At 45.5% G+C, this 24,158-nt stretch carries 20 protein-coding genes and 1 tRNA gene; 11 read left to right on the plus strand and 10 right to left on the minus strand.

Annotated elements, in window-relative coordinates; all coding sequences use genetic code 11:
* The first annotated feature begins 283 nt into the window (after positions 1-283).
* The 8 genes from FS373_RS11805 (at position 284) to FS373_RS11840 (ending at position 10,910) form a co-directional block, all read left to right on the plus strand.
* Positions 284-1,624, plus strand: a complete 1,341-nt coding sequence (locus tag FS373_RS11805; RefSeq protein ID WP_144045255.1) for an OprO/OprP family phosphate-selective porin — start codon at positions 284-286, stop codon at positions 1,622-1,624.
* A 96-nt stretch (positions 1,625-1,720) separates the two neighbouring features.
* Entirely contained in the window at positions 1,721-2,704 is a 984-nt protein-coding gene (locus FS373_RS11810; protein ID WP_152829488.1) for a tripartite tricarboxylate transporter substrate binding protein, read from the plus strand.
* 106 nt (positions 2,705-2,810) lie between these two features.
* A complete protein-coding gene (locus tag FS373_RS11815; protein ID WP_152829489.1) occupies positions 2,811-3,299 on the plus strand; it encodes a tripartite tricarboxylate transporter TctB family protein in 489 nt (162 codons plus the stop codon).
* A 4-nt stretch (positions 3,300-3,303) separates the two neighbouring features.
* Positions 3,304-4,839, plus strand: coding sequence for a tripartite tricarboxylate transporter permease (locus FS373_RS11820; protein WP_152829490.1), 1,536 nt, complete (start codon positions 3,304-3,306; stop codon positions 4,837-4,839).
* A gap of 166 nt (positions 4,840-5,005) precedes the next feature.
* Entirely contained in the window at positions 5,006-6,625 is a 1,620-nt protein-coding gene (locus FS373_RS11825) for an ATP-binding protein (RefSeq protein WP_144045259.1), read from the plus strand.
* Positions 6,626-6,666: 41 nt separating this feature from the next.
* Positions 6,667-7,386, plus strand: coding sequence for a response regulator (locus tag FS373_RS11830; RefSeq protein WP_152829491.1), 720 nt, complete (start codon positions 6,667-6,669; stop codon positions 7,384-7,386).
* A gap of 253 nt (positions 7,387-7,639) precedes the next feature.
* A complete protein-coding gene (locus FS373_RS11835; RefSeq protein ID WP_144045261.1) occupies positions 7,640-10,183 on the plus strand; it encodes a TonB-dependent receptor in 2,544 nt (847 codons plus the stop codon).
* Positions 10,184-10,286: 103 nt separating this feature from the next.
* The gene (locus FS373_RS11840; RefSeq protein ID WP_144045262.1) at positions 10,287-10,910 is read left to right on the plus strand and encodes a glutathione S-transferase family protein; all 624 of its coding nucleotides are present in this window, start codon (positions 10,287-10,289) and stop codon (positions 10,908-10,910) included.
* A 120-nt stretch (positions 10,911-11,030) separates the two neighbouring features.
* Here FS373_RS11840 and FS373_RS11845 read toward each other — a convergent pair whose 3' ends face one another.
* The 4 genes from FS373_RS11845 to FS373_RS11860 form a co-directional block, all read right to left on the minus strand.
* A complete protein-coding gene (locus tag FS373_RS11845; protein WP_152829492.1) occupies positions 11,031-11,531 on the minus strand; it encodes a DUF4447 family protein in 501 nt (166 codons plus the stop codon).
* A 112-nt stretch (positions 11,532-11,643) separates the two neighbouring features.
* On the minus strand, positions 11,644-12,045 hold the full coding sequence (locus FS373_RS11850) for an SMI1/KNR4 family protein (RefSeq protein ID WP_005498794.1): 402 nt from the start codon (positions 12,043-12,045) through the stop codon (positions 11,644-11,646).
* A 66-nt stretch (positions 12,046-12,111) separates the two neighbouring features.
* Positions 12,112-12,900: a RelA/SpoT domain-containing protein gene (locus FS373_RS11855; RefSeq protein WP_185977057.1), complete on the minus strand. Its 789-nt coding sequence runs from the start codon at positions 12,898-12,900 to the stop codon at positions 12,112-12,114.
* A 200-nt stretch (positions 12,901-13,100) separates the two neighbouring features.
* Positions 13,101-15,185, minus strand: a complete 2,085-nt coding sequence (locus FS373_RS11860) for a M13 family metallopeptidase (RefSeq protein WP_152829494.1) — start codon at positions 15,183-15,185, stop codon at positions 13,101-13,103.
* 405 nt (positions 15,186-15,590) lie between these two features.
* Between FS373_RS11860 and rsuA the strand changes: the two genes are divergently transcribed.
* Positions 15,591-16,280: a 16S rRNA pseudouridine(516) synthase RsuA gene (gene rsuA, locus FS373_RS11865; protein ID WP_144045267.1), complete on the plus strand. Its 690-nt coding sequence runs from the start codon at positions 15,591-15,593 to the stop codon at positions 16,278-16,280.
* A 127-nt stretch (positions 16,281-16,407) separates the two neighbouring features.
* Here the strand turns inward: rsuA and FS373_RS11870 are convergent, their stop codons facing one another.
* The 4 genes from FS373_RS11870 to FS373_RS11885 all read right to left on the minus strand — a co-directional run bounded on the left by FS373_RS11870 (position 16,408) and on the right by FS373_RS11885 (position 19,652).
* Entirely contained in the window at positions 16,408-17,358 is a 951-nt protein-coding gene (locus FS373_RS11870) for a DUF4097 family beta strand repeat-containing protein (RefSeq protein WP_152829495.1), read from the minus strand.
* Complete coding sequence (locus FS373_RS11875; RefSeq protein WP_152829496.1) at positions 17,355-17,888, minus strand: hypothetical protein; 534 nt, start codon at positions 17,886-17,888, stop codon at positions 17,355-17,357. The genes FS373_RS11870 and FS373_RS11875 overlap by 4 nt, the downstream gene beginning before the upstream one ends.
* A complete protein-coding gene (locus FS373_RS11880) occupies positions 17,888-18,424 on the minus strand; it encodes an RNA polymerase sigma factor (protein WP_144045270.1) in 537 nt (178 codons plus the stop codon). The genes FS373_RS11875 and FS373_RS11880 overlap by 1 nt, the downstream gene beginning before the upstream one ends.
* A gap of 271 nt (positions 18,425-18,695) precedes the next feature.
* Positions 18,696-19,652, minus strand: coding sequence for an ornithine cyclodeaminase family protein (locus FS373_RS11885; protein WP_152829497.1), 957 nt, complete (start codon positions 19,650-19,652; stop codon positions 18,696-18,698).
* 272 nt (positions 19,653-19,924) lie between these two features.
* Between FS373_RS11885 and FS373_RS11890 the strand changes: the two genes are divergently transcribed.
* On the plus strand, positions 19,925-21,787 hold the full coding sequence (locus FS373_RS11890) for a methyl-accepting chemotaxis protein (protein ID WP_144045272.1): 1,863 nt from the start codon (positions 19,925-19,927) through the stop codon (positions 21,785-21,787).
* Positions 21,788-21,955: 168 nt separating this feature from the next.
* On the opposite strand, the gene FS373_RS11895 is transcribed toward FS373_RS11890, so the two are convergent.
* Positions 21,956-22,031 (minus strand) — tRNA-Phe (locus tag FS373_RS11895).
* A gap of 263 nt (positions 22,032-22,294) precedes the next feature.
* The gene (locus FS373_RS11900; protein ID WP_144045273.1) at positions 22,295-23,059 is read right to left on the minus strand and encodes an outer membrane protein assembly factor BamD; all 765 of its coding nucleotides are present in this window, start codon (positions 23,057-23,059) and stop codon (positions 22,295-22,297) included.
* Between the two features lie 122 nt (positions 23,060-23,181).
* Between FS373_RS11900 and rluD the strand changes: the two genes are divergently transcribed.
* A complete protein-coding gene (gene rluD / locus FS373_RS11905) occupies positions 23,182-24,156 on the plus strand; it encodes a 23S rRNA pseudouridine(1911/1915/1917) synthase RluD (protein WP_144045274.1) in 975 nt (324 codons plus the stop codon).
* Positions 24,157-24,158: the final 2 nt, after the last annotated feature.

The raw sequence follows: 24,158 nt of genomic DNA on the forward strand, positions 1-24,158 counted from the left end.
ACTCGCTATGAGTCGTTATTTTTGGCTTATACCTTCTATTCGAATCGAATAATTCTAAAAATCATTGTCCCTTCAGTCATATGCTTACAGTTGTTCTTATTGTGTAAATTTTATGTTGTTAATTGTTTTTATGAATTTTAAAATCATTATTTATTAAACGTTTACATAAATCCCCTTCACTAGCAACCTATTAAGTCTTGCGCAGTCATGACTCTGATTTTAAATCGGCGAATATAGCAAGCGATTGAAAATAAAAATAATTCAACAAGTGGAAGGGACCCTCATGGCCTATCAAAACAGTAAGTTAAGCCACACTCGCTCTATTAAAGGTAGATTAGGAAAATTAACAAACTTGGCAATACTTGTCGCAAGTGTCTTTGCCATACCAACATCGGTATTAGCGAATGATAATAGTGAAATAGAAGATTTAAAACAGCAAGTCGCAAATTTAAGTGAAAAATTAGATGAGCTATCCGTTAGTGAAATATCGACCTCTGGCGGTGGCTTAGAAGTTGTCAGTAAAGATGGCAAATACAGTTTCGAAATGGGCGGACGTTTCCAGCTCGATTACAACGCATTTGATGGCGCTTACAATGCCGATAATGGCGGTGAAACAGGCTCAGATCTGTTTCCCAGACGCATAAGAACCTATGTAGAAGGTCAAGCAGATAACTGGGATTATAAGTTACTGCTCGATTTTTCGGAAGGCGCCGAGATCACCATGGCGCGCCTGCGGTACAAGGGCTTCAAGGGGGGGCCGGTGATTAAGCTAGGTAAGATCCGTGAAGATATCAGCATGGAAGCTCTGACCAGTAGTAAGCACATCACGGGGATCTCACGCTCCATGTTGTCAAATACCATGTCTCCTTATTTTAAATATGGTGTGGCGGCGTATCAATATTTCAAAGATTCAGGTTTACGCTACGCCATAGGTGCATACAAGGGCGGCTCATTTGGCGCCACTGGCAAAGATGAAAACGATAAGTTAGCACTTTCCTACACAGGTCGTTTGACTTGGTCTCCGATTCATAATGATGGCGAAGTATTGCACTTTGGCTTGTGGGGCTCCCATCGTGATATGGGCGGCAATAAGTTGTCGGCTAAATTTGCTCGCGGTGAGGTTCGCGAGACCAATGTACGCCTGGTGGACTATGCGGCAGGCGGGGATACCTATGCGGTGGACAATCTGCAGCAGTGGGGATTGGAGTTTGCCGGGGTATATGGCCCTATGTCTTTGCAGGCTGAATACGCTAAGCGAGATGTGCAGGCGGTCGACTCGATCAACGATGATTCTTTCGATGGTTATTATGTGACAGCCAGTTACTTCATCACAGGCGAGAGCCGTAAATATGCTAAACGCGGCGTTTTTAGCTCACCGACACCACTTTCTACCTATGGTGCATGGGAAGTCTTTGCTCGCATGAGTAACTTCGATGCCACCTCGGAGACACAAGGTACAGAGGCCGATGTGGCCACCATAGGGGTGAACTACTACCTCAATAAGAAAATCAAGTTTATGGCTAACTATTTGATGTCTGATGTCAGTGGTCCCGGCACTCAGGCTTTAGTTGGGGATTATGACAGCGGTAATGCGATGACACTAAGAGCGCAATATCTTTTCTAAATGAGTGCATCGGTAAATCGGTGCGAACACTAGGTTCGCGCCAAGAGCATTTAATTTTTTAGACAGAGTCATCAAACTTAATTTTTGGAGAACGTCATGAAACTGACAACATTTACCTCGAGTGCCATAGCTGCTGTGATGCTAACCATGGGAATGGGCGCGGCGAATGCGAGCGACAGTATCGATACAAGTAAGATCCACTTTCTCATTCCTGGTGGACCAGGCGGTGGATGGGATGGCACTGCCAGAGGCACAGGCGAGGCCTTGCTTAAATCCGGCATGATAGAAAATGCTTCTTATCAGAACATGTCCGGTGGTGGCGGTGGTAAGGCCATCGCTTACATGATTGAAACTGCGGCTAAGCAGACCGATACCTTGATGGTGAACTCGACACCGATTGTCGTTCGTTCACTGACTAAGGTGTTTCCACAGTCCTTTAGGGATCTTAAACCTGTGGCGGGAACCATTGCCGATTATGGTGCCTTCGTGGTCCGTGCTAATTCAAAGTTTCAGAACTGGGATGAAGTGGTTGCTGAATTTAAGAAGAACCCTAGAAAGGTGAAGTTCTCTGGCGGTTCGGCTCGAGGCAGCTTAGATCACTTAGTTGCTGCTATGGCGATGCAGGCTGGCGATGTTGACGTGAAACGTCTGGTTTATGTGGCTTATGACGCCGGCGGTAAGGCCATGGCGGGTTTGCTATCGGGTGAGACGGCTATCTTGTCGACCGGCGTCGGTGAGGCATTAAATATGGCCCAGAGTGGTGAGGTACGCATTCTCGCCATCACATCACCAAAGCGTGTCGAGGCAGTACCAAATGTGCCGACTCTGACAGAGCTGGGTTATAACGTGGTCTTCGCTAATTGGCGTGGTTTCTTCGCAGCTCCTTCTATGTCTGATGAGAAAGTTGCTGCCTATGCCAAGTTACTGGGCGGGGTTCAGGTAACCCCAGAATGGAATGAGATTAAGGCCCGTAATGGCTGGGTCAATCTCTATAATCCAGATACCGAGTTCTATCAGTTTCTCGAGAATCAGGAGCAAGTGATCGGTGGACTGATGAAGGAATTAGGTTTCTTAAGATAAAGACATAAGCAAGATCCACAAAGCACAGCTTCTCTGCCTGCAGCATATTTGTATGCTGTAGGCAGGGATAACACCTAATTAAAAAATACTATAAATGGTGAATCTTATGAATATCAGTAGAGACAAGCTTGGGGCGTTGTTTTTTTTCATATTTAGCGCCTGTTATGGCTACTACGCCACGCAAATCCCCCTATATCCAGGTGAAGAATACGATGTCTTCACCTCCCAGACTATGCCGAAGATCTATGCTATTACGGCCATGCTGGTGTCGGCTCTGGGGTTATTTCTAGCGATAGTTGAAGAGAGGAAGTCGGCATCTTTAAAGGCGGGAGATAAAGACAGACCTTATTTTGACCGCAAGGGCTGGACTCAGTGCGGCGCGCTTATCGGTTTGATGTTTTTTTATGGCGGCACCATAGAAGCTCTGGGCTTCATCTTGTCTACCATAGTCTTCCTGATTATCGGTTATCTCATCTTAGGTGAGCGCCGACCTAAAATCCTCTTCGTCGCTTCGGTGCCTGTGGTGATTGTCTTCTGGGCGATCATGACTCAGTTACTCGGCATCTATCTTTCAACTGGCGACATCTGGAGCTAAGACTATGCATGATGGAATATTACTGGGTTTAGAGACTGCATTTTCGATGCAGAACATCTTATTTGTTATCTTCGGCTGCTTCGTCGGCACATTTATCGGCATGTTGCCCGGGCTAGGTCCTATCACGGCAATTGCCCTGATGATCCCCATCACCTATGGTATCGACCCATCATCCGGGATGATCTTGATGGCTGGTGTCTATTACGGTGCTATTTTTGGTGGTTCTACTTCATCGATTTTGATCAATGCTCCGGGAGTTGCCGGCACCGTTGCGACTTCGTTCGATGGTTATCCCTTAGCGAGACAAGGCCAAGCGGGTAAGGCGTTGGCATTGGCGGCTTACTCTTCTTTCTGTGGCGGCACTATCGCGGCGGTTTTCCTGCTGGTGGCCGCGCCCATGTTGTCTAAGGTCTCACTGAGCTTTCAGTCACCGGATTATTTTGCCTTGTTAGTATTGGGACTCACTGCGATAGCGGCTTTCTCCAATAAGGGACAGTTTCTTAAATCGATCATGATGACTCTCCTAGGATTGATGTTGGCGACGGTAGGCACGGATCAGGCATCCGGTGTCGAGCGCTTCACCTTCGGCCAGATAGATCTTCTCGATGGGATCAGTTTTCTCTTAATTGCCATGTCCATGTTTGCCCTCTCGGAAGCTTTGATGTCTATCATAGCTAAGAGCAAGGCCAAAGAAGGTGATCTAACATCGATAGAGCAAGCTGTTTCGACTAAGGTCGGCAGTTTGAAATTAACTAGGGCAGAGATCAAAGAGGTGGCCCCTACCGTGGCGCGCTCATCGGTACTGGGTTTCTTCGTCGGCGTGCTGCCGGGAGCGGGTGCGACTATCGCTTCATTTCTGGCCTATGGTCTGGAGCGTAATCTGGCATCGGCTAAAGAGAAACTAAAGTTCGGCAAGGGTAGCCTACGTGGATTGGCGGCCCCTGAGACGGCCAACAATGCAGCCTGTAGCGGCTCATTTGTGCCCTTGTTAACCTTAGGGATACCAGGTTCCGGGACCACAGCTGTTATGTTAGGGGCATTGATGGCCTATGGTATTCAGCCTGGTCCAAGACTGTTTATCGATAACCCAGAGGTATTCTGGTCGGTTATAGTGTCCATGTATCTGGGAAATATCGTACTGCTATTTATCAATCTGCCGCTGATCCCTTACATCGCCAAGGCACTAGCCTTGCCTAAGCAACTGCTTACTGTGTTGATCTTGTTCTTCTCTCTGATCGGTGTGTATCTGGTATCGTTTAACGCCTTCGATATCTTTATGATGGCGTGTTTCGCTGTGATTGCCATCGGTCTCAGGTTACTCAATTTCGGCATGTCACCTTTGATCTTAGGCTTTATCTTGGGCGGCATGTTAGAGCAGAACCTGCGTCGTTCGTTAACACTCTACGATGGCTCTATTTCATTCCTCTGGGACAGACCCATTACCCTGACAATTCTGATCGTTGCGTCATTGATCTTGTTGCTACCTAAGATATCTGAGCTTTTAAGAAGAGGGAGAAAAAAGACTGCAGAAGTGAATTAAAAAGAGTTCCAATCAAGTTTTGTAACGTAAGAACTGCGGTTGAGTGCGGCTTACACTCTTTATTCTTACGTTACTTTTTTTGACAAATCGTTAACAGAAAACTTATTATCGTATTTTGTATCCATGACGCGAGTTCGAGAAAGGAGTTTTCGACTAGGATAAATTTATGATCTCTATCGTCTCAACGTTTAAAAATTTAGGTTTGCATAATCGTCTGGCCTTCTTCTCCCTGAGCCTGATCGTAATCCAAACTTTTGGCTTAGGGCTCGTTGCCACCTATAGCCTGCAAACCAATCTGGAAGAGCAGATTGGCAAACGCGCCTTAGCCTTGTCCAAGTCACTAGTCCATCATCCCATCATTATTCAAGGGCTTATCAATAAGGATAGTGCCTCGGTACAAGCCTTCGCAGAGATTATCCGTCATAACACAGAAGCCAGATTCATCGTTGTCGGTGATATCGATGGGATTCGTTATTCTCATCCAAACGTGAGCAAGTTAGGCAAGAAGATGGTGGGCGGAGACAACACGCAAGCCTTAATCTATGGTGAGTCTTATATTTCAAAGGCGAAGGGGTCTTTAGGTATCTCGGTTCGCGGTAAGAGCCCTATCTACTCGCCACAGGGAGACATAATCGGTCTGGTATCGGTAGGTTTTCTCGAAGAGGATATTGATAAGGTCGTAGATAAGTTTAAGCGTAATTTAAACTTCTTCTTTGGCTTGATACTCCTGGCGGGAGTGGGGGTAACCATCTATATATCCAAACGCTACCGAGATGATATCTTCGGGCTCGAACCCGAAGAGATTGCCCGTACTTATACCGAACGTAAGGCCGTGCTCGCCTCTATTCTTGAGGCTATCATAGTGATCAACGAAGCGGGAGTTATAACCAGTGTCAATCCGGTTGCATTGAAGCTTATCGGTGATGTAGACAAAGACAAGATTGTCGGCAGTGCTATCGATGATCTGCTGTCACTGTCTCCCATGCTGAGCGCCGATAATGCCGAGGTATCCTGGCGGGATATCGAGGTGGATATCAATGGTCAGTTGATGATCTTAACTAAGACCCCATTGTTGATTAACGGCGAAAATAAGGGAGCCGTGCTTAGCTTCAGGCTCAAGGATGACATAGTGGTGTTGAGTAGAAAACTGTCTCAGGTGCAGCAGTTCTCGACCATGTTACAAGTGCAGACCCATGAGTATTCTAATAAGCTCAATACCATAGGAGGCCTTATTCAAATTGGCTCCGTCGATGAGGCTCTGGAATTGATCACCAGTGAAAGCTCAGGTTATCAGGAGATGATCGAGTTTTTGATTACTACCATTAAAGATCCTGTGATGGCGGGGTTCTTCCTGGGTAAATACAATCAAGCCCGAGAGTGTAATATTGAATTTATCATAGAGTCAGATAGTAGCCTCAATGATATTCCAGTGCATATACCCAGAGAAAAGTTGGTCACGATTCTGGGAAATATCATAGATAATGCCTTCGATGCCAGCCTTAAAAACAGCGCTAAAATTCACATGGTTAATTTACATATGACAGATATAGGTAATGACCTCATATTTGAAGTTGTTGACTCTGGCGGCGGTATAGGGAGCGACTTGAAAGCGAATATTTTTGCATTAGGCGAAACCACTAAGGCCGAGATGGGCCATGGCATCGGCATGTACCTGGTAAAGAATGCACTGGCTCAGTTAGGCGGGTCGATATCTATATCTAATGCCAAGGGAGGCGGTACCATAATGACCGTGTATATCCCCAAGCAGCTGGGAAAACGGTCATAAGCAAGCAGTACCGATGATAAACATAACAATAACAAGGTATTATGATGAAAGTGAAAAATGTACTGATAGTTGAGGATGATGCCAGGATTGCCACGATCTTGGCCAAAACCATCAACAAACGAGAAGAGTATGAGGTCATAGGCATCGCCTCGAACGTGACTGAGGCGATAGATGTCATAGACTGCTTCGCACCGGAACTGGTGTTTTTGGATATTAGTCTGGACTCGAGTTGCGGCCTGGATGTGATCAAGTATATTCGTCAAGAGATAAAGGAAAATACGCCGACTGTGGTGATGTTAACGGCCGCTAAAGATGTGGAGGTTATCCAAAAGTCTGTCGCTTCTGGTGTATTCGATTATATCCTTAAACCCATCTCTTTCTCACGTCTGAATCAGACCCTGCAACGTTTCGCGGATTATTCAAATAAACTTGAGACCAGACAGGCGTTCGAGCAGGAAGATGTGGATCTCTTCTTTGGTCTGCAACATGGTGAAGAACTGAGATCTGGTGCTGGTTCTGATAAAAGTGAAAAATTGTCTCTGCCAAAGGGAGTCGATAGTCTGACTCTGGAAAAGATTATTAATGCTTTCATGCACGATCCTGCTACCGCATATACGGCGGAAGTGATGGCGGACAGCATTGGGATCAGTCGAACCACGGCCAGGCGTTATCTGGAATATCTGCTGTCTGTCGATAGGGTGAAGGCCGATATCGAATATGGCACCGTGGGTCGCCCGGAGCGTCGTTACATCTTCATTTAAACATTTCCCATTAGCTTCTCCTTCATCTCCCAGCGCTTCAAGTGAGGAGCGTGCCTATATTTGCGTAAGTTAGTCATCTCTGCTCCTCTAGGCCGTTTAGATAGAGTTTGTAACTCTTTATGTCTAAGGCGCTGCTTTATTTGACTTCCCTAATTTAGGCATTAGGTTAGTACTTGCACGAGTAATCAGTAGTCTGACTGAAATTTGTTGTAGTCAAGTGATTGAAAAATAATAATATCAAAGGATGATAACAATGAAGCAAGTAATAACACCTAGCCTGTGCGCGCTGGCTATCACCTCTCTGTTCGCTAATGACCTACATGCGGCAGCTGAAACCGTCGAACGAATCGAAGTGACGGGATCGCGTATCAAACGTACCGATATCGAAGGGCCATCGCCTATTCAATCGATCAGTAAGGAAGACATTGCTAATATGGGGTTCGATAACCTGCAGCAATTACTCGAGCGTATGCCTGCCAACGGCGCAGGTGCATTTTCAACGCGTGGTAACAGCCAAGATTCTACAGCAAATGGTGGTGCCTCGATCAGTCTGCGTGGACTAGGTCCCGATGCCACACTCGTCTTGATTAACGGGCGCCGCGTTGCCGCCTCGGCTTTTGCCGAGGGCATTACCAATTCGTTCGTCGATATCAATAACATACCTGTATCAGCAATCGAACGTATCGATATCCTCAAAGATGGCGCGTCCGCTATCTATGGATCTGACGCTATCGCTGGTGTGGTCAATATTGTGCTTAGGAAAGACATTGAGGGCATAGAGATCAATCTGGGCTTCGGGGATGCGACCGGTACTGATTACGGCGAGCAGACAGCCAGTTTAGTTTGGGGGATAAAGTCTGAAAAGGGCAGTGCGTCGATTATCTTGGATTATTTTAAGAACGATACACTGGCCGCCAGTGAAATGGGGCGTTTCGGTACGGCGAACCAGAGTCCTTATGGCGGTGAAGATTATCGCTCATCCCGTGGTTTTCCCGGGTATTTTTATGTCGATGGTGTCAAGACTATCGACCCTGATTGTCCTGCTGATTCGGCAACTGAAAGCGGTAGCTGTCTGTTTGATTATGGCCCATACAACCTCACCATTCCTAAATCTGAGCGTGTAGGCGCTATCGGGCAGTTCGATTATGATTTTAATGACGAGCTGACAGCCTTCTTAGAGTTCGCGGTGCAACACAATACCTCTGAAGCGGGAGGTGCACCCACTCCTCTCGATGAAGATGCGGGTCTTACCGTTCCTGGTACTCATCCGGATAACCCCTGGGGCCAGGATATAGAGATTGGTCGTTATCGTACCGTCGATGCCGGGGCTCGCCGCTGGGATATTGAGTCTGACTCTATGCGATTAGTGGTAGGGCTTCGCGGCATGATCAATGACTGGGACTGGGAAGTATCCGCCCAGAGAGGGCGCAGTAAATCCACCCAGACGGGTGACCGATCTCAGGGCTGGGTAAGAACCGATTATCTGCAAGCAGAGATCGATGCTGGCAACTATAACCCCTTCGGTGGCACCTATAACCCTCAAGAAGTCATAGACCGCATCACCACGAGCTTAGTGCGCCAAGGTGAATCTAATATTACTTCATATGATGCCAGCATTACCGGTCAGGCATTTACCTTAGCGGGTCGTGACATAATGATGGCAGCGGGGGCAGAATATCGGGAGGAAGATGTCAGCGATGTACCCGATGAACAGTTCAGAAGAGGTTTGATCTTCGGTACCGAAGCGGTTTCGGCACAGGCGGCTCGGGATCAGTATGCGGCTTATGTAGAGTTTTCTATCCCATTGACCGATAACTTCGAATTACAACTGGCGGGACGTTACGATCATTACAGCGATTTTGGCTCGACCACTAATCCTAAGGTCGCGTTCCAATGGGGAATGACAGAAGATCTTACCGCTCGAGCATCTTGGTCTACAGGCTTTAGGGCGCCATCTTTAGCTCAGATAGGTTTAGGCCCATCAGAGGAGAGTAACTTCTTTATCGATAAATATCGCTGTGCTGCAGATGGTGTGGATTGTGAATTACTGGACTATAACACGGTATTTGCCGGTAACCCTGATCTGGAAGCCGAAGAGTCAGAAACCTGGAACGTGGGCATGATCTGGGCACCGAGTCAGCAATTCGATCTGGGTTTTGATATTTTCAGCATCGTCCAGGATAACAAGATAGACAAGTTACTGCTGAGCGATATTTATGATGCAAACTGTAACGATCAAAATAGCAGTATCTGTGAACGCTCGGCCGCTCAACCGGGTCAGAACTTGGGGCCAATCGATGTTATTCATTCAAGCTTCGTGAACTTGGGTTCCCAAGAAGTGCAGGGTATGGATGTCTCTGCCCATTATAGGCTGGAGCTGGATAGTTATGGCGACATAAAGTTTGGCTTAGAGTGGAGTTATATGCATAACTTTGAGAAAGATAATGGTGTCGAGTCCGTCGATTATACCGGTGGCTATGAGTATCCCGAGAACCGTTGGTTGGCGACGACAAACTGGATGATGGATGATTTTGCCGCCAATATTAACCTGAGTTACATCGGGGAGTTTGATGATTTCAATAAGACACGTACCGTCGAATCTCAGCTTCTGGTGGATATGTCGGGCTCTTATCGCTTCAGCGAGATGTTTAAGCTGAGTGTCGGCGTGAATAACGTGTTTGACGAAGAGCCACCATTCGCCATCGGTGATGGTGATGCCGATCTCTATGGTTATGCGATGGCGGTGCATAATCCCTTGGGCCGATATATTTATACTAAGCTGACGATGAATTTTTAATCTTTCAAGTTAACTGAATTTGAGTATATTGTTAGGGGCTACATCTTATACCGATTGGTATTAGGTATAGCCTTTTTATTAGTACGTCATTATGGGAGTGAGAATGATCAAGTTATATGGAGTACCCCGAAGTCGTTCACTACGTGTGTCATGGACCTTAGAAGAGCTGGGTTTGGATTGGCAGTATCACTATATTAACTTTGCCAAAGGCGATAGCCGCAGCCCCGATTTTCTTGCTGTGAACCCTTGCGGCAAGGTTCCTGCATTAGTCGATGATGAGTTGGTGGTGACCGAGTCAGCTGCTATCGTGTTGCACCTAGCCGAGAAGTATGGCGACAGAAAGCTGTTACCACAACCTGGCAGCGATGCCTCTGCTTTGCATCATAAGTGGGTGAGTTTTATCATCACTGAGCTTGAGCAGCCGTTATGGACTATAGGCAAACACAAGTTTGCCTTGCCTGAAGAAATACGGCAAGAGAGCATGTTTCCTGTGGCGAAGTGGGAGTTCGATAAGGCGGCCGCTATTGCCGAAAATTGGCTTCCAGAGTCTGATTTCTTATTAGGCGATGAGTTAAGCGTCGCCGATATCTTACTGGCGCACACTTTAGTGTGGGCGACGCGATTCGAGCAAACTATTCCGCCTAAACTAGCGGCCTACCGTGACAGAGTGTCTAAGCGACCAGCCATGGCGAAAGCACTAGAGAAAGAGATGGCAGGTGCAGAATAACATTTAGCTAAAAATGCTTATGAACCGTATGTTTGAACCATCTCTTGAATAGAGAGCGCTTAAAAAGAGAAAAGCATCGATTTAGATGCTTTTTTTATTTACGCTTCTCGAACCTTGCAACTATATCTGTGTCGCCGCCCATTTCGCTCGGATCTCGCGGCTCTCTTTTAAGTCTTCTTTCTCGCGGTAAGCCTTGTAGGCTTCGACGTCGAGTGCCACTAGCGTCACGTCCACTTCAAGCACTAGCTTACACTCTTTCTTGATGCGCCAAGCAGATGTGCTATAAAGTTCGGTCAGGGGCAGTGAGCCTAAGAACTCTGGGTTATATTGAGCGTAGATGCCTTGAGTCGGATAGACGACAAAACTAAGGCGACGCTTAGGCTCCTGCTTGAATAGTTCTTCGATGCCATCACAGGTGTTGAGCACTTGCATCTCGATGATCTCATCGATCTCTAACAGCTTCTTCTCCGCTAGTCCCGATACGGGCTTTTTACCCGCTTCCCAGGCGATGACATCTGCTTCACTGGCTTTGCTGAGTTCGCCTACCTGAGCCTGTGTCAGACCCAGAGACAGACGTAAAAACTTAAATTCGATGGCATTCAAGCCAGCATTGTTTGACATTATTTTTCCATAAATATTGAGTGTCTATACCAAGCCTTATTCAAGTATTTAGTGCTTGAAATACTTGTGCTCGGATAGATAAATGTGCTGCGTTAGAACCTAGAACTGAGGCTTAACTCTGTAACCAGACATGTTCCGCCCATTGCCAAAATGAATCCCAAGTTTCACTTTCGAGCTCATCTTCGCTCCAGAGCATGACCTGACCTTCCTGATCGATACAGTAGAAGCTATTGCCCTGCTGACATATGGCGACATATTCTCGTGACATGCCGATTGACCAGGCGTAGGCAGTCACTTCGGCAAGGTAGGTGTGGGAATATGGGTCGCTGGCAGTTACCGGCTCCAGACTTCCGTAGATAACATCGCTGGCATAGAGTAGATACTCCTTTAGCTCGGCAGGAAGAGGCATTAAAATCTCCTCTTCGACCACTACAATTTGTTCAAATGTAGCCAGTTCTAAAGGAGTTGGAACGGTTTCACTTAGTTCCTGAAGTTGCTCTATGATTTCGTGCATTGTCTCTTCGCTGATTATACGTTTATGGGCTCAAGTATATCTTGTCTGAGTGTGTATTGTTAGCGCTTAGGCGGCCGATGCGGTGATCAAACTTGCTGCATCGATGCGTTTATATTGTAGCCAAGCTTTGTGATATTGCTTGTGGGACACTTGGCGAAGACGCGTTATCTGAGCCTGCTCAATATCGTTCAATGCCCTATCTTGATTCATGGCGGTTGTTTCTATGGACTGCACTCGTTCATAGACCTGATGTTCGGCACCATTTTTGATGTTAGCTATCTCACTTAAGTGCAGTTGAACTTCGGCAATCATCTGAGACTTAGGTAGTCTGATGAGCACATTGAGATCCCGGTATCCTGAGTCTTTAGGGGAAGCGAAGCGGTTCTTGACCTTGATGATCTGAGTTTGACTGGTTAAGGCCTCATAGGCAGTGACCAAGTCATGGATATTCTTGGTTACTATGCTGGCTCGGGCAAGATCGGTGAGTAGACTCGCATCACCATCAAGTTTACTACTGACCTTCTCGCTGGCTCTGGAATAGCTCTTAATGCCTGGAACTTGTGTCTCAATCTGAGTACCTGTTGAGATCTGTTTTAAAATTTGTGCCAATTCGTCTTGAGCCGTTTGCGCTTGGGAGTAGAGGGCGTCGAGATCTGTGCTGGTCTGTCTGGGCGGATGGTATTCGAGGCTTGATATCGATGTGAGTCCAAAGAGATCTTTACTGATTGCTTGCCTGACGGCATAGCAATCACTCTTCTCTTTAATATTGGACTGAAATTCGTTTGTGGCAGCAAATCCCGTCCGGGTGGACAGCAGGAGAAGGAAAATAAAGAAAGTGCGGAACAAGCGATTCATACTATTTATCAACATCAAATTAGCCTCATTACCTGAAAAAATATGAAGTAAAACTAAACGATGTATCCAATTTATGCCTAGTCAGCTTAATCTAGGCTGAACGGCAAATTAACTTTCATTCATGTTTGGCATACTTTTCAAAAGACATAAAAAAAGAGCGCCTAAGGCACTCTTTTAAAAGGATAAATAATTTCAGGTTATTACCAAATCTTTACACGTTTTTCTGGCGCTATATACATGGCATCGCCTTCTTTCACGTCGAAAGTCGTGTAGAACTGAGGCATGTTAGACAAGGCGCCCAGTGAACGGAACTTAGCCGGTGAATGAGGGTCGGTGGCGACGCGGTTACGCATAGACTCTTCTTTGATCTTAGCACGCCAGATCTGAGTGAAACCGATGAAGAAACGCTCATCGCCAGTTAGGCCATCGATAACAGGTGCTTCTTTACCATTGAGTGATTTCTTGTACGCTTTATAGGCGATAGTCACGCCGGAAAGATCGCCGATGTTTTCACCTAGAGTAAGCTCACCGTTCACATTAAGGTTGTCAAACACTGCATAGCCATTATATTGAGCGACGAGTGCTTTACCGCGAGCGGCGAACTCTGAGAGATCTTGTTCTGTCCACCAGTCACGCATGTTGCCTTCGCCGTCAAATTTGGCACCTTGGTCGTCAAAGCCATGGCCCATTTCGTGGCCGATAACCGCACCTATGCCGCCATAGTTAACCGCATCGTCGGCTTGCATGTTGAAGAAAGGCGGTTGAAGGATGGCTGCAGGGAATACAATCTCGTTCATGGTCGGGTTGTAGTAGGCATTCACCGTCTGTGGCGTCATGTGCCATTCCCACTTACGGATAGGACCGGCAAGTTTCTCAAGCTCTTTCTCGTGACTGAGTTCATTGGCGCGAATGTTGTTACCGATAAGGTCGTCGGCCTTGATAGTCAGCTTAGAATAGTCTTCCCACCTATCTGGGTAACCAATTTTAGGATCGAATTTTGCCAGTTTGTCTTTGGCGGCGACCTTAGTACCGGCACTCATCCATTCTAAGTCGTCGATACTGGTGCCATAGGCACCACGTAGATTCTCAACCAGAACTAGCATGCGCTCTTTCGCTGCTGGAGCAAAGTGACGCTTAACGTAAACTTTACCTACAACTTCACCTAATACATTGTTGACTGTGCTCACACCACGCTTCCAGCGAGGCTGTTGCTCTGCTTGGCCATTCAGTGTCTTAGAGAAGAACTCGAAGTTTTCATGATCCAGTTTACCTGTCATTTCACCAGCGAAATGAGTCAGTAATTGCCACTTCATGTAAGTTTGCCAGGTCGACAGCTCATTGGCTTTAAGGACATCATTGAAGCCTTCGATGAAGCTTGGCTGATTGATGATGATATCTTCTTGATCTTGGACACCTAAAGTTGTGAGGTAAGCAGTCCAATCGATATCAGGTGCTAGTGTAGTTAAGTCTTTAACCTGATAAAGGTTATAGGTCTTAGTGCTGTCACGGGTCTCCACAACGTCCCAATGTCTGTTAGATATGGCGGTTTCTAAGGCTAACACATGCTCTGCACTGGCTTTAGGATCTTTAAAGCCTGCAATGGTGAACATCTTTTCTATGTGCTCGACGAAGGCTTTACGAATATTGACGAAGCGTTCGCCATCGTTGAAGTAGTAATCTTTCTCTGGCAGGCTGAGGCCATATTGCCAAATGTGTGTGGCGTAGCGGCTCGAGTCTTTGGCATCAACATCGATATAGAAAGCAAGTGGTGTACCGCTACCTATGATCTGACTGTGGGCGAAGTAGCTGACGAGATCGGACTTAGTCTTAAGGGCGTCAATTTTATCCAGCTCGGCTTGAATTGGTGTTGTGCCTAGTTGGTTTATTGTGTCCGTGTCCATAAATGAGCGATATAGGTCGGCAACTTTTTGCTCATCGCTTCCGGCTACAAGATTAGGCGCTGCGGCGACTTCTTCGATGATGGCTTTAACATCGTCACGAGACTTTTCACGAAGATCATAAAAAGCACCTGTGCTGGTTCTATCACTTGGGATTTCGGTAGTTTTAAGCCAAGTACCGTTAACGTAACCGTAGAAGTCATCTTGAGGACGAATAGACTTATCGAAGTTAGCGAAGTCGATTCCTGATGTTAATGCTTTCTCTACGGCCGTTGCCGTTTCTGTCTTACTGGTTTCAGGGGCTTTAACTTCTGCTTCCTTATTATTGCATGCCGCCAGGCCTACAATCAGTGAGGCACATAGGCCCCCAACGAGTACTTTCTTCATGCTGTTTCCTTTATTGCCCATTCTTGGGTCATTTATATTTATGTCACTTATTTTGTGTGTGTCTTTGCTGAGCCACTGTTTGCTTCGATAACCGAGTGAAATGTTACAACTTGACGGCTATACCCAATGCCCAAAAATGTGGGAGTAAACGATATACTGGCACACATGTTAAGTCTAATTGGGGAATGTAAACAAGGTGCAAGGGCTAGAACGCGTGAAAATTAGGGGCAACATGTGTAAGTAAAGGTTTCCTTTCACGTTAACGATAAATTATTCCTGAATTTTCATCCATGCTGAAGCTTAGCCGACTGAGGTGATACCTTGTCTAGTCTGTTAAAGCTTTGCCCTTTAGGCGATAGCCCTTCATAATGGCGCCACTTTTTATTTTAAACTTGAGAAATTTAAGTGCGTTTAGACAAATTTATCTGTGAATCGACTGAGCTCACTCGCTCATTTGCAAAGAAGGCGTTACACCGTGGTGATGTGACTTGTGATGGTGAAGTGGTTAAAAATTCAGGTTTTAAAGTAAAAGTTGGGCAGACTATCTGTTTAGATGGGAAGGTTATCTCTGTTGTTGGTCCAAGGTTTCTGATGCTGAATAAACCCGCGGAGACCATCTGTGCCACATTCGATCAGGTACACCCAACGGTCATTGACCTGCTCGATATCGAAAAAGCAGATACTTTGCATATTGCCGGTAGGTTAGATATCGATACCACTGGGCTAGTGCTTATAACAACCGATGGTCAATGGTCTCATAAGATCACTTCGCCAAAGAAAGATTGCGGCAAGTGTTATCTGGTTACATTAACCGACGAACTCGATGCCTCATTAGTCGAGACGTTCGCTCAAGGTGTTGAGCTGAGAAATGAAGATGGACTGACCAAGCCTGCTGTGCTTGAGATTATTGACTCACATCATGCCCGCTTAACGATTACCGAAGGTAAGTATCATCAGGTGAAGCGTATGTTTGCTGCCGTAGGCAATAAAGTTGTTGGTCTGCATAGAGAAAGCGTCGGTAAGATAGTGTTAGACGATGACTTGGCACCCGGCGAGTGGCGTTATCTGACCGATGAAGAAGTTGCCTCGGTCTAGTCCTTTCTACTGGGATTAATTCAGTCACATTTTTCGGCTGGCACTAGTCTATTGCGATAAGTGTTACTGATAGTAAAAGGCCTTCGATGAAGGCCTTTTACTTAGCTGCTTTAAGGGAATTAATTGACTACATTCTTTTGGTCAGTTCTATGTCTCCGCTTATGGTATTGATCTTGATATCCGATGTTGGATTACCCGTTTGGAATTTGAGATATGAAGTGGGTGAATACTTTTCTTTGGCCGGTTTGTCATCACTATAACGATTATGGATTTTGCCACCGGGACCACCATTGAGGCTAAATCTGGCATTGATGACCTGAGGCAACTCGAGTTTTATGTCTCCGCTGACACTCTCTAAGTTAGCGACAGATTCGAGTGCCGATAAAGACAAGACAATATCACCACTCACACTGCGAACCTGAAGCTTGTCAACTTTCTGTAGCATGATCTTACCGTCACCTGACACTTGCTCGATTGACACTTTAGTTGCCCGAGAGTTGGCGTTAAGTTTTCCACTGACAGATTTATAACTGATCTCACCACCACTATTTTGATCTTTTATGGTGCCAGATACGGTATCTAGTTTGATGTTTCCCTTCAATCCATTGGTGACGATATCGCCAGAAATGGTGTGGATCAGCACCTCATCGGTGAGCTTGATGGCCTTGATATCACCACTGACTGTGTTAATGCTGATGTCGCCCACTAGGTTGGATAAGTAATAGCTAGATGAAATTCCCTCGGCGTATAAGCTTAGGTTTTTTGGCACTGTGATAATTAATGATGAGCCATTGTTATTTTTACCACTAAATTGTCGTGGCATCTTATCTTCCAATGTGACGGAATTACCTTGCTGTTCTAAAATGAATCCTTCGCTGAGCTCATCTAAGGTGCCTTGAACACTGATCTCTTGCTTATCCCAACTTTTGATTTTGACTTTGCCTCGCAACACTTTGACATTGAGCCTGAGGTCATCGGTTACTTTAATCTGCTTGTCGATACTCTGTGCGGCCAGCGCTAAGTTACTCATAAGCAATAAGGGAATGAGTAAGTAGTGAGTGAATCTTGCCTTGGTCATATGCTCTCTCCTGGTGAATTTAGTGAAACAGGGAGCTTTTGCCCCTGCTTTAGTAGTTCAATTTGTCTGTGTTGTGTCCAAAGCCACAGCTGCCAAAGCTGTTTTTCCCTTGGGTTTTGTCTCAGGGTCTGATAAATCTGCTTCGCCGCCTGCCTTAACTGTTCGATCCCGGCTTCTACTGGTGAGCTATATGGGCTGTTTTGCCAGTTGACCAGTCGATTTATTTGCTCGAGCTGAGCGAACTGTTTTTCATGTTCGAGTTGAATCTGGGCTAAGGTGTTTAGCAGAGTGACGTTTGCTTCTGGTGCCGATAGTGTGGGCGTTGAAAGTCGTGTCCCTATTAATACGGCGAGTATCATGACACTTGCGATGGCTAAGCGTGGCCACTGTTTGTGCAGCCGTTTCTGTTCGGTTTCCATCAGGGGGGCATTCAGTCGGCCTTCAATCTTGTCCCAAAGGCCCTCTGGTGGAGAAAGCTCTCGTGGCAGGTTAGAAACCATACTAGCGAGTTTGTTTTCATTGTGCTTCATCACAACATCTCCTGCAGAAGTTTTTTGGCTCGATGAAGCTGGGCCTTACTGGTTCCGGTGGCTATCCCTAATAGGTTTGCAATCTCGTCATGCTTGTAACCTTCGGCTTCGAATAACACAAATACGATTCTGGCTCGTTCAGGCAGCTTGAGCAGTAGTTTATCTAATAATTCATATTCCAGGGCCTCTTGGCCCAGTTCTGTTTCATCCGATAAGGGCAAGAATCTGGCCCAAAAGCTCTTATGCTTCTTGATGCTAGTCAATGCCTGGTTTACAGTCAGCCTATGTAGCCAAGTGCCAAATTGACTGTTTCCCTTGAATTGGGGCAGCTTCTGCCATAGACGCACAAAAGTATCTTGGGTTGCTTCTTCTGCGAGCTCAATTTGACCCGATAGTCTAAAGCAGAGCCCATAGACACGTTTATGATGTAATAGATAAATTTGTTTGAATGCCGACTTATCACCTTGCTTGGCTCTTTCGATCAGCTCAACCTCTGAGGGCTCTCTCTCTTCGATTAATTGTATCTGTACACTCACTGAATATTCCCTGTGCTATACAATGATGAAAGTTTATTGATACCTAGTTAGACATAGGCAAGTCAGAAAAAGGTTTGAATTGGCATTAAAAATTATACAAAGGTATAACACTTAGCGGTCTTAGTGAAGACGGACGCACTTGGTTCAACTTGAGATAAATCGTAATTGAGCAAGATGAATATAAGCCCAATGAGACTTGAGAAAGATAAAAAATAAGTGAAAAGGGAAGAGAGCCTTCCCTCCATTAATGACATGATACTTGCTGTATAAGCTAGTTATTCGACTGTAACTGGGAATAGACCAGTTGAGCACCGACGAGATCGGCCAGTGCTGTGCCAACGGTTTTAAATAATGTAATTTCTTGCTCGTTTTTTCTACCTGACACCTGATTATTACAGAGTTGTGCGAGCTCTCCCACGACAGAATCCATACTATAAACACCTTCTGTGACAGGGATAATCAGTTCACCGGCTTCCGCAAAAACATTAATTTTTGAATCTACATATACCGATGACTTTAAGATGAGCTCTGTGTCGCACTCGCGCTTATCATGATTATGATTACCCACGAAATCGGTATGAGTGCCAGCTTGCACCCAGTCACCGTTAAATAGTGGCGTGGGTGAGCCTGTTGCACAGCTGATGATATCGGCCGCTTTTACAGACTTTTCGACATCATCACTGACAGTTACCTTAATATCGGGTCTGGCCAAACTGACCGCTTCGACTATGCTTTGTGCCTTGTTTGGATCTCTGCCCCAGATAGATACTTCACTGATAGGGCGGACACTGGCATGGGCGAGGGCCATAAATGAGGCGAGACGTCCAGTCCCAAAAACCAGCAGTTTACTGGCATCTTTTCTTGCTAAGAAGTCCGTGCCTAAAGCCGAAATGGCAGCTGTGCGCCAGTAGGTAACACTGGTTCCGTCAACTAGAGCTTGGGGAACCCCGGTCTTACGATCGAATATCATGATCTTGGAATACAGGCTTTCTAGTTCACTACTCTTAGCTGGGTTATCAGGAAAGTAGGTGAAAGCCTTAACTGCTATGGTCTTCTCGTTCCATGAGGGGAGCACTGCGAATGCATCGCTGTGGGATGAGCCCTCATCCAGGTTAAATACCTGCCGTTGTGGCATACCAGCAGGTTTGGAGAAGGTCTCTCTAAGCTCTGAAATAAGTGTTGGAAAGTTTAATGTTTGATTAACAGTGTCAGCGTCGATTACCTGCATACTAGCTCCTTTTTATTTTGGGATATTGTATATCTGGTTTGAGCCAAGATAAAGAGTCTGTTTTAATTTTTACTTATTTTTTCCTATTGTCGAGTGTTCCATGTCAATGGTTTGTTTAGACTTTATCCATAAAAATTAGTTGATATATCTTTAAATGTGAATGATAGTAGTGAAATCTATTGTGACGGTTTTGTTACAGACTGATTTTTATTTACCTTTTATATAAATTTGCGACTATTTTTAAAAGAGTGCTTGTTTTAGGGGACCCCAATATGCTCATTCGTCATAAATTGTTACTAAGTGCTGCCGTTTCAATCCTTTCATTGGTGGCTATGTTTGGTTTACAGCGTTATTCCAGTTCAGTTCAGGCCGATCTCTCTGTTGCTGCTCAAAGTGTCATCGAGTTAGAAAATGAGGTACTCAGCTTGAGGAAGGATGAAAAGGATTTTTTTGCTCGCTTAGATATCGGGTATTTAGAGAAGCATAGGGCGAGCTCGAGTGATATGAACGCTGTGATGAATACTCTTAGGCAGCAATTCGTCATGTATGATATTCCTACCAATGCCTTGGATAGTTTCGATAAAAGTATTCAGCACTATAAGCAATCTTTCGAAACTGTAGTACAGCTGCAGCAGGAGATTGGTCTAACACCTAAAACTGGCTTATATGGCGCTTTACGCCAGGCAGTCCGGGATGTCGAAACCTTAGTAAAAAGATATGATCAACCTAACTTGATGGTGGTGATGTTACAGCTTAGACGTAATGAGAAAGATTTTATGCTACGTCGTAAAATGAGTTATATCGAAAAATTTGACGGTAATATTAATAAGTTTCAACAGATTTTATCATCCTCTGTATTAGATGCGAGTGCTAAAAATCAGATCTCCTCTCTCATGTCCAGTTATCAAAAAGACTTCGCGACCTTAGTCGGTAAAGAGCAATCTCTGGGCTTAACCGAGGATGATGGACAAATGGCAGTGCTGCGTGATGCTATAGAAACTGCCGAGGCTGATTCTAATACCCTAGAAGAGCAGGCACTAGCGGCTATTCGTGATGCCGAAGAGTCTGCATTCACTCTGGGCATCACAATATTTATCCTGATTGCCATCATCTTATGTGGTTTTACCTTCTTTATCATTCGCAGCATCATGGATCCGGTAGATAGGATCACCAAGGCTATTTCGAGCATAGAGAAGAATAAGGATTTGACGATACGCTGTGATGCTACGGCGGAAGATGAGTTAGGTCAGATTGCTAAACACTTCAATAGTATGGTTGAGAGCTTCCAGCGCTTGATTGAAGAAGTGAATGAGTCTGTGCAGATCATGAATCATTCATGTGGCGAGCTGTCTATGAATGCGGCTAAGGCGTCTGAAGGAGTCAGTCAGCAACTCAATGAGACAGATATGGTGGCGACTGCTATCACAGAGATGGGGGCGACTATCGATGAGATAGCTAAAAATACCGAACTTGCCGCCGATAGAGCCAGTAACACCCACGACAATGCTCAGAAGGGACAATTGGGCGTTGAGCAAACCATCGAGAAGATTCAATCTTTAGCCGAGCAGTTAAACGGTTCGGCTCAGGTGGTCTCAGATCTGGAGAAAGACAGTGAGACCATAGGCACAGTGCTCGATGTCATCAGAGGTATTGCCGAGCAGACTAACTTGTTGGCACTTAATGCTGCCATTGAGGCTGCCAGAGCAGGGGAACAAGGACGTGGTTTTGCCGTGGTGGCCGATGAGGTGAGAAGCCTGGCGATGAGGACTCAGGAGTCTACAGAGGAGATTGCCAGTATCATTCAGACACTGCAGGCCAGAACCCGTTCAATCGTGCAGTTGATGGAAGCGACTCAGAAGCAAGGCGGAGAGAGTGCCGAACAGGCAGCCTCTGCTGGAACGCTATTGCAACAGATAAACTTAGATGTCACTAATATCATGGATATGAGCACTCAGATTGCAGCCGCAATTGAGGAGCAGAGTATGGTTGCTTCTGAAGTGAATAAAAATGTGGTGATCATCAGAGATATTGCCCAAGATTCGGCGACGGCAGCCGATGATAATGCCCGTGCTTCAGATGAAGTTAAGTCGCGGGCCGAATCATTGCAACAAGCGGTGAGCCTGTTTAAGATTTAGAGCTAGGAGCGATAGCCTAAGGTTATCGCTGGCCCCGAGTGGTTTGGTGGGACATTGAAAGCTTTTGCTCCTGAAACCTAAGTTTAGAAACAGTAAGTTATAGATACAAAAAAACCTCGCTAAGCGAGGTTTTTTTGTTTTAGTCACCATAAGCGCCTAAATGAAATATGGTGCCCGAACCCGGAATCGAACCAGGGACACGAGGATTTTCAATCCTCTGCTCTACCGACTGAGCTATTCGGGCAACGGGCGTCATTAGAATGCTTTTGAGGATTTGAGTCAACTACTTTCGATGTTTTCTTGGTTTTAACTGATCGTTTGGATATCTTTTGCGCTATATTATGGCCATGACAGCTTTTTTGCTAGAGTTAGACTACGGGGGATTTATTTTTTCCTTGAAGTTCCTTTGTGCTAGATACAAGGTGGCAGACACAAAAAACTCCCGACTTACATTGTAAGTGGGAGCCTTAATACTTAGGTATCTGAATCTTACTGAAGTCTTTGAAGTTATTTTCCGGTCAATTTTTTATTGTCCGGGTAATTTGCTTTCATCACTATCAGTACATTTTCTTTCAGCTTTTCTTGCCCTAGCTCACCGTAAGCATCGGCCATGATCTCTAAGGCGTGTTCTGTAGATGGGGTGCCAGGATAGGTTTCCATCACAGATTGGGCTCTGATAGCCGCAGCACTCCAGGCGTTCATTTTCATGTAATACTCGGCAACATTTATTGAGTATTTAGCCAGTCTGTTTTTAAGAAATTGCATGCGTTGTGTTGCATCGTAAGCATATTTACTGTTCGGGTAAGATTTGATCAGGCGATCGAAATCTTTAAATGCATCTTGAGCAACTTTTGGATCTCGATCGGTTCTGTCTATATTGAGCATATCGTGGAACATGTAGCTATCTGACTGCATATTCACCAGTCCACGCATATAATAGACATAATCTATATCTTTATGGGTAGGGTTGAGCCTAATAAAACGATCTATATTTGCGATTCCCGAAGCAGGGTCATCTAGTTTATAATAGGCATAAATGAGATCTAACTGCACTTGGGTTTTGTGTGGTCCAAATGGATAGCGCGAGTCTAATGCTTCAAGAGAACGAACCGCTTTACTGTAATTACCAAGCTCCATAGAGGTTCTCGCTTGGGAATACAGTACATCTGGTGATGTTTTACTGGCCTTAAGTTCTTCATCCGGGCTACTACTACAAGCCGTAATGGCTATTGAAAATAGGGCTAATACAGCACCTTTAGCAAATTTATGCATACTTAATTTCGATTCTTTTAAAGTTGTAGTTAAGATTTTTTCCATTTCGATATAAAATAGAAACAATTCGATTGTAACAGATCGCTCACATTTTTGGACCCCGAAAAGCGGGTACGGTTCCTATGACACAAGATATTAATCTAAAAAGCGAGATAACAGCAATACAAACTGGACAAAGATTAGATCAAACTTTGGCTGAGTTGTTCCCTGATTACTCACGTACACGCATCAAAGAATGGATCTTAGATGGTTCAGTAACTATTGATGGCAATGTTTCAAATAAGCCGAGAGAGAAGGTGCTCGAAGGCCAGGAAATAGAAGTCGGCGCGACCTTAGTTGAAGAAACAAAGGCTAAAGCCCAAGCAATCGATTTAGATATTGTTTATGAAGATGATCATATCTTAGTCATTAACAAGCAGGCTGGTCTCGTGGTTCACCCTGGTGCGGGCAACAGTGATGGCACGCTTCTGAATGCGCTACTTCACCATTGCCCGGGTATCGAGCTAGTCCCTCGTGCCGGCATTGTGCATCGTCTGGATAAAGATACCACTGGGCTTATGGTTGTAGCTAAGACGGTCGAGGCACAAACACACCTTGTCTCGGCGTTGCAGGCCCGCGAGATCACTCGGGAATATGAAGCCATAGTTATGGGATCACTTATTTCGGGTGGCACAGTCGATGAACCTATCGATCGTCATCCGACTAAACGTACCCATATGGCTGTGGTGTATTCGGGTAAGCCTGCGATGACTCACTTTCGTGTCGCCGAGAAGTTTAGAGCCCATACGCGTTTAAGATTGCGTCTGGAATCTGGAAGGACTCACCAGATCCGTGTGCATATGGCTCATCTTGGCCATACCTTAGTGGGTGACCCTGTTTACGGTGGACGTCCAAGGCCACCTAAAGCTGTGACCCCTGAGTTTTTCGACGTTTATATGGGCTTTAAGCGTCAGGCGTTACATGCGATCAGGCTTGAACTTGCTCATCCATATACCTGTGAAATCATGAGCTGGCAGGCACCGGTTCCTGAGGATATGGTAATCTTAACCAAAGCGTTAAGAAAAGATACGGAAGACAACCCGTCTTCAATCTTGTAAAT

Source organism: Shewanella sp. YLB-07 (assembly GCF_009377275.1).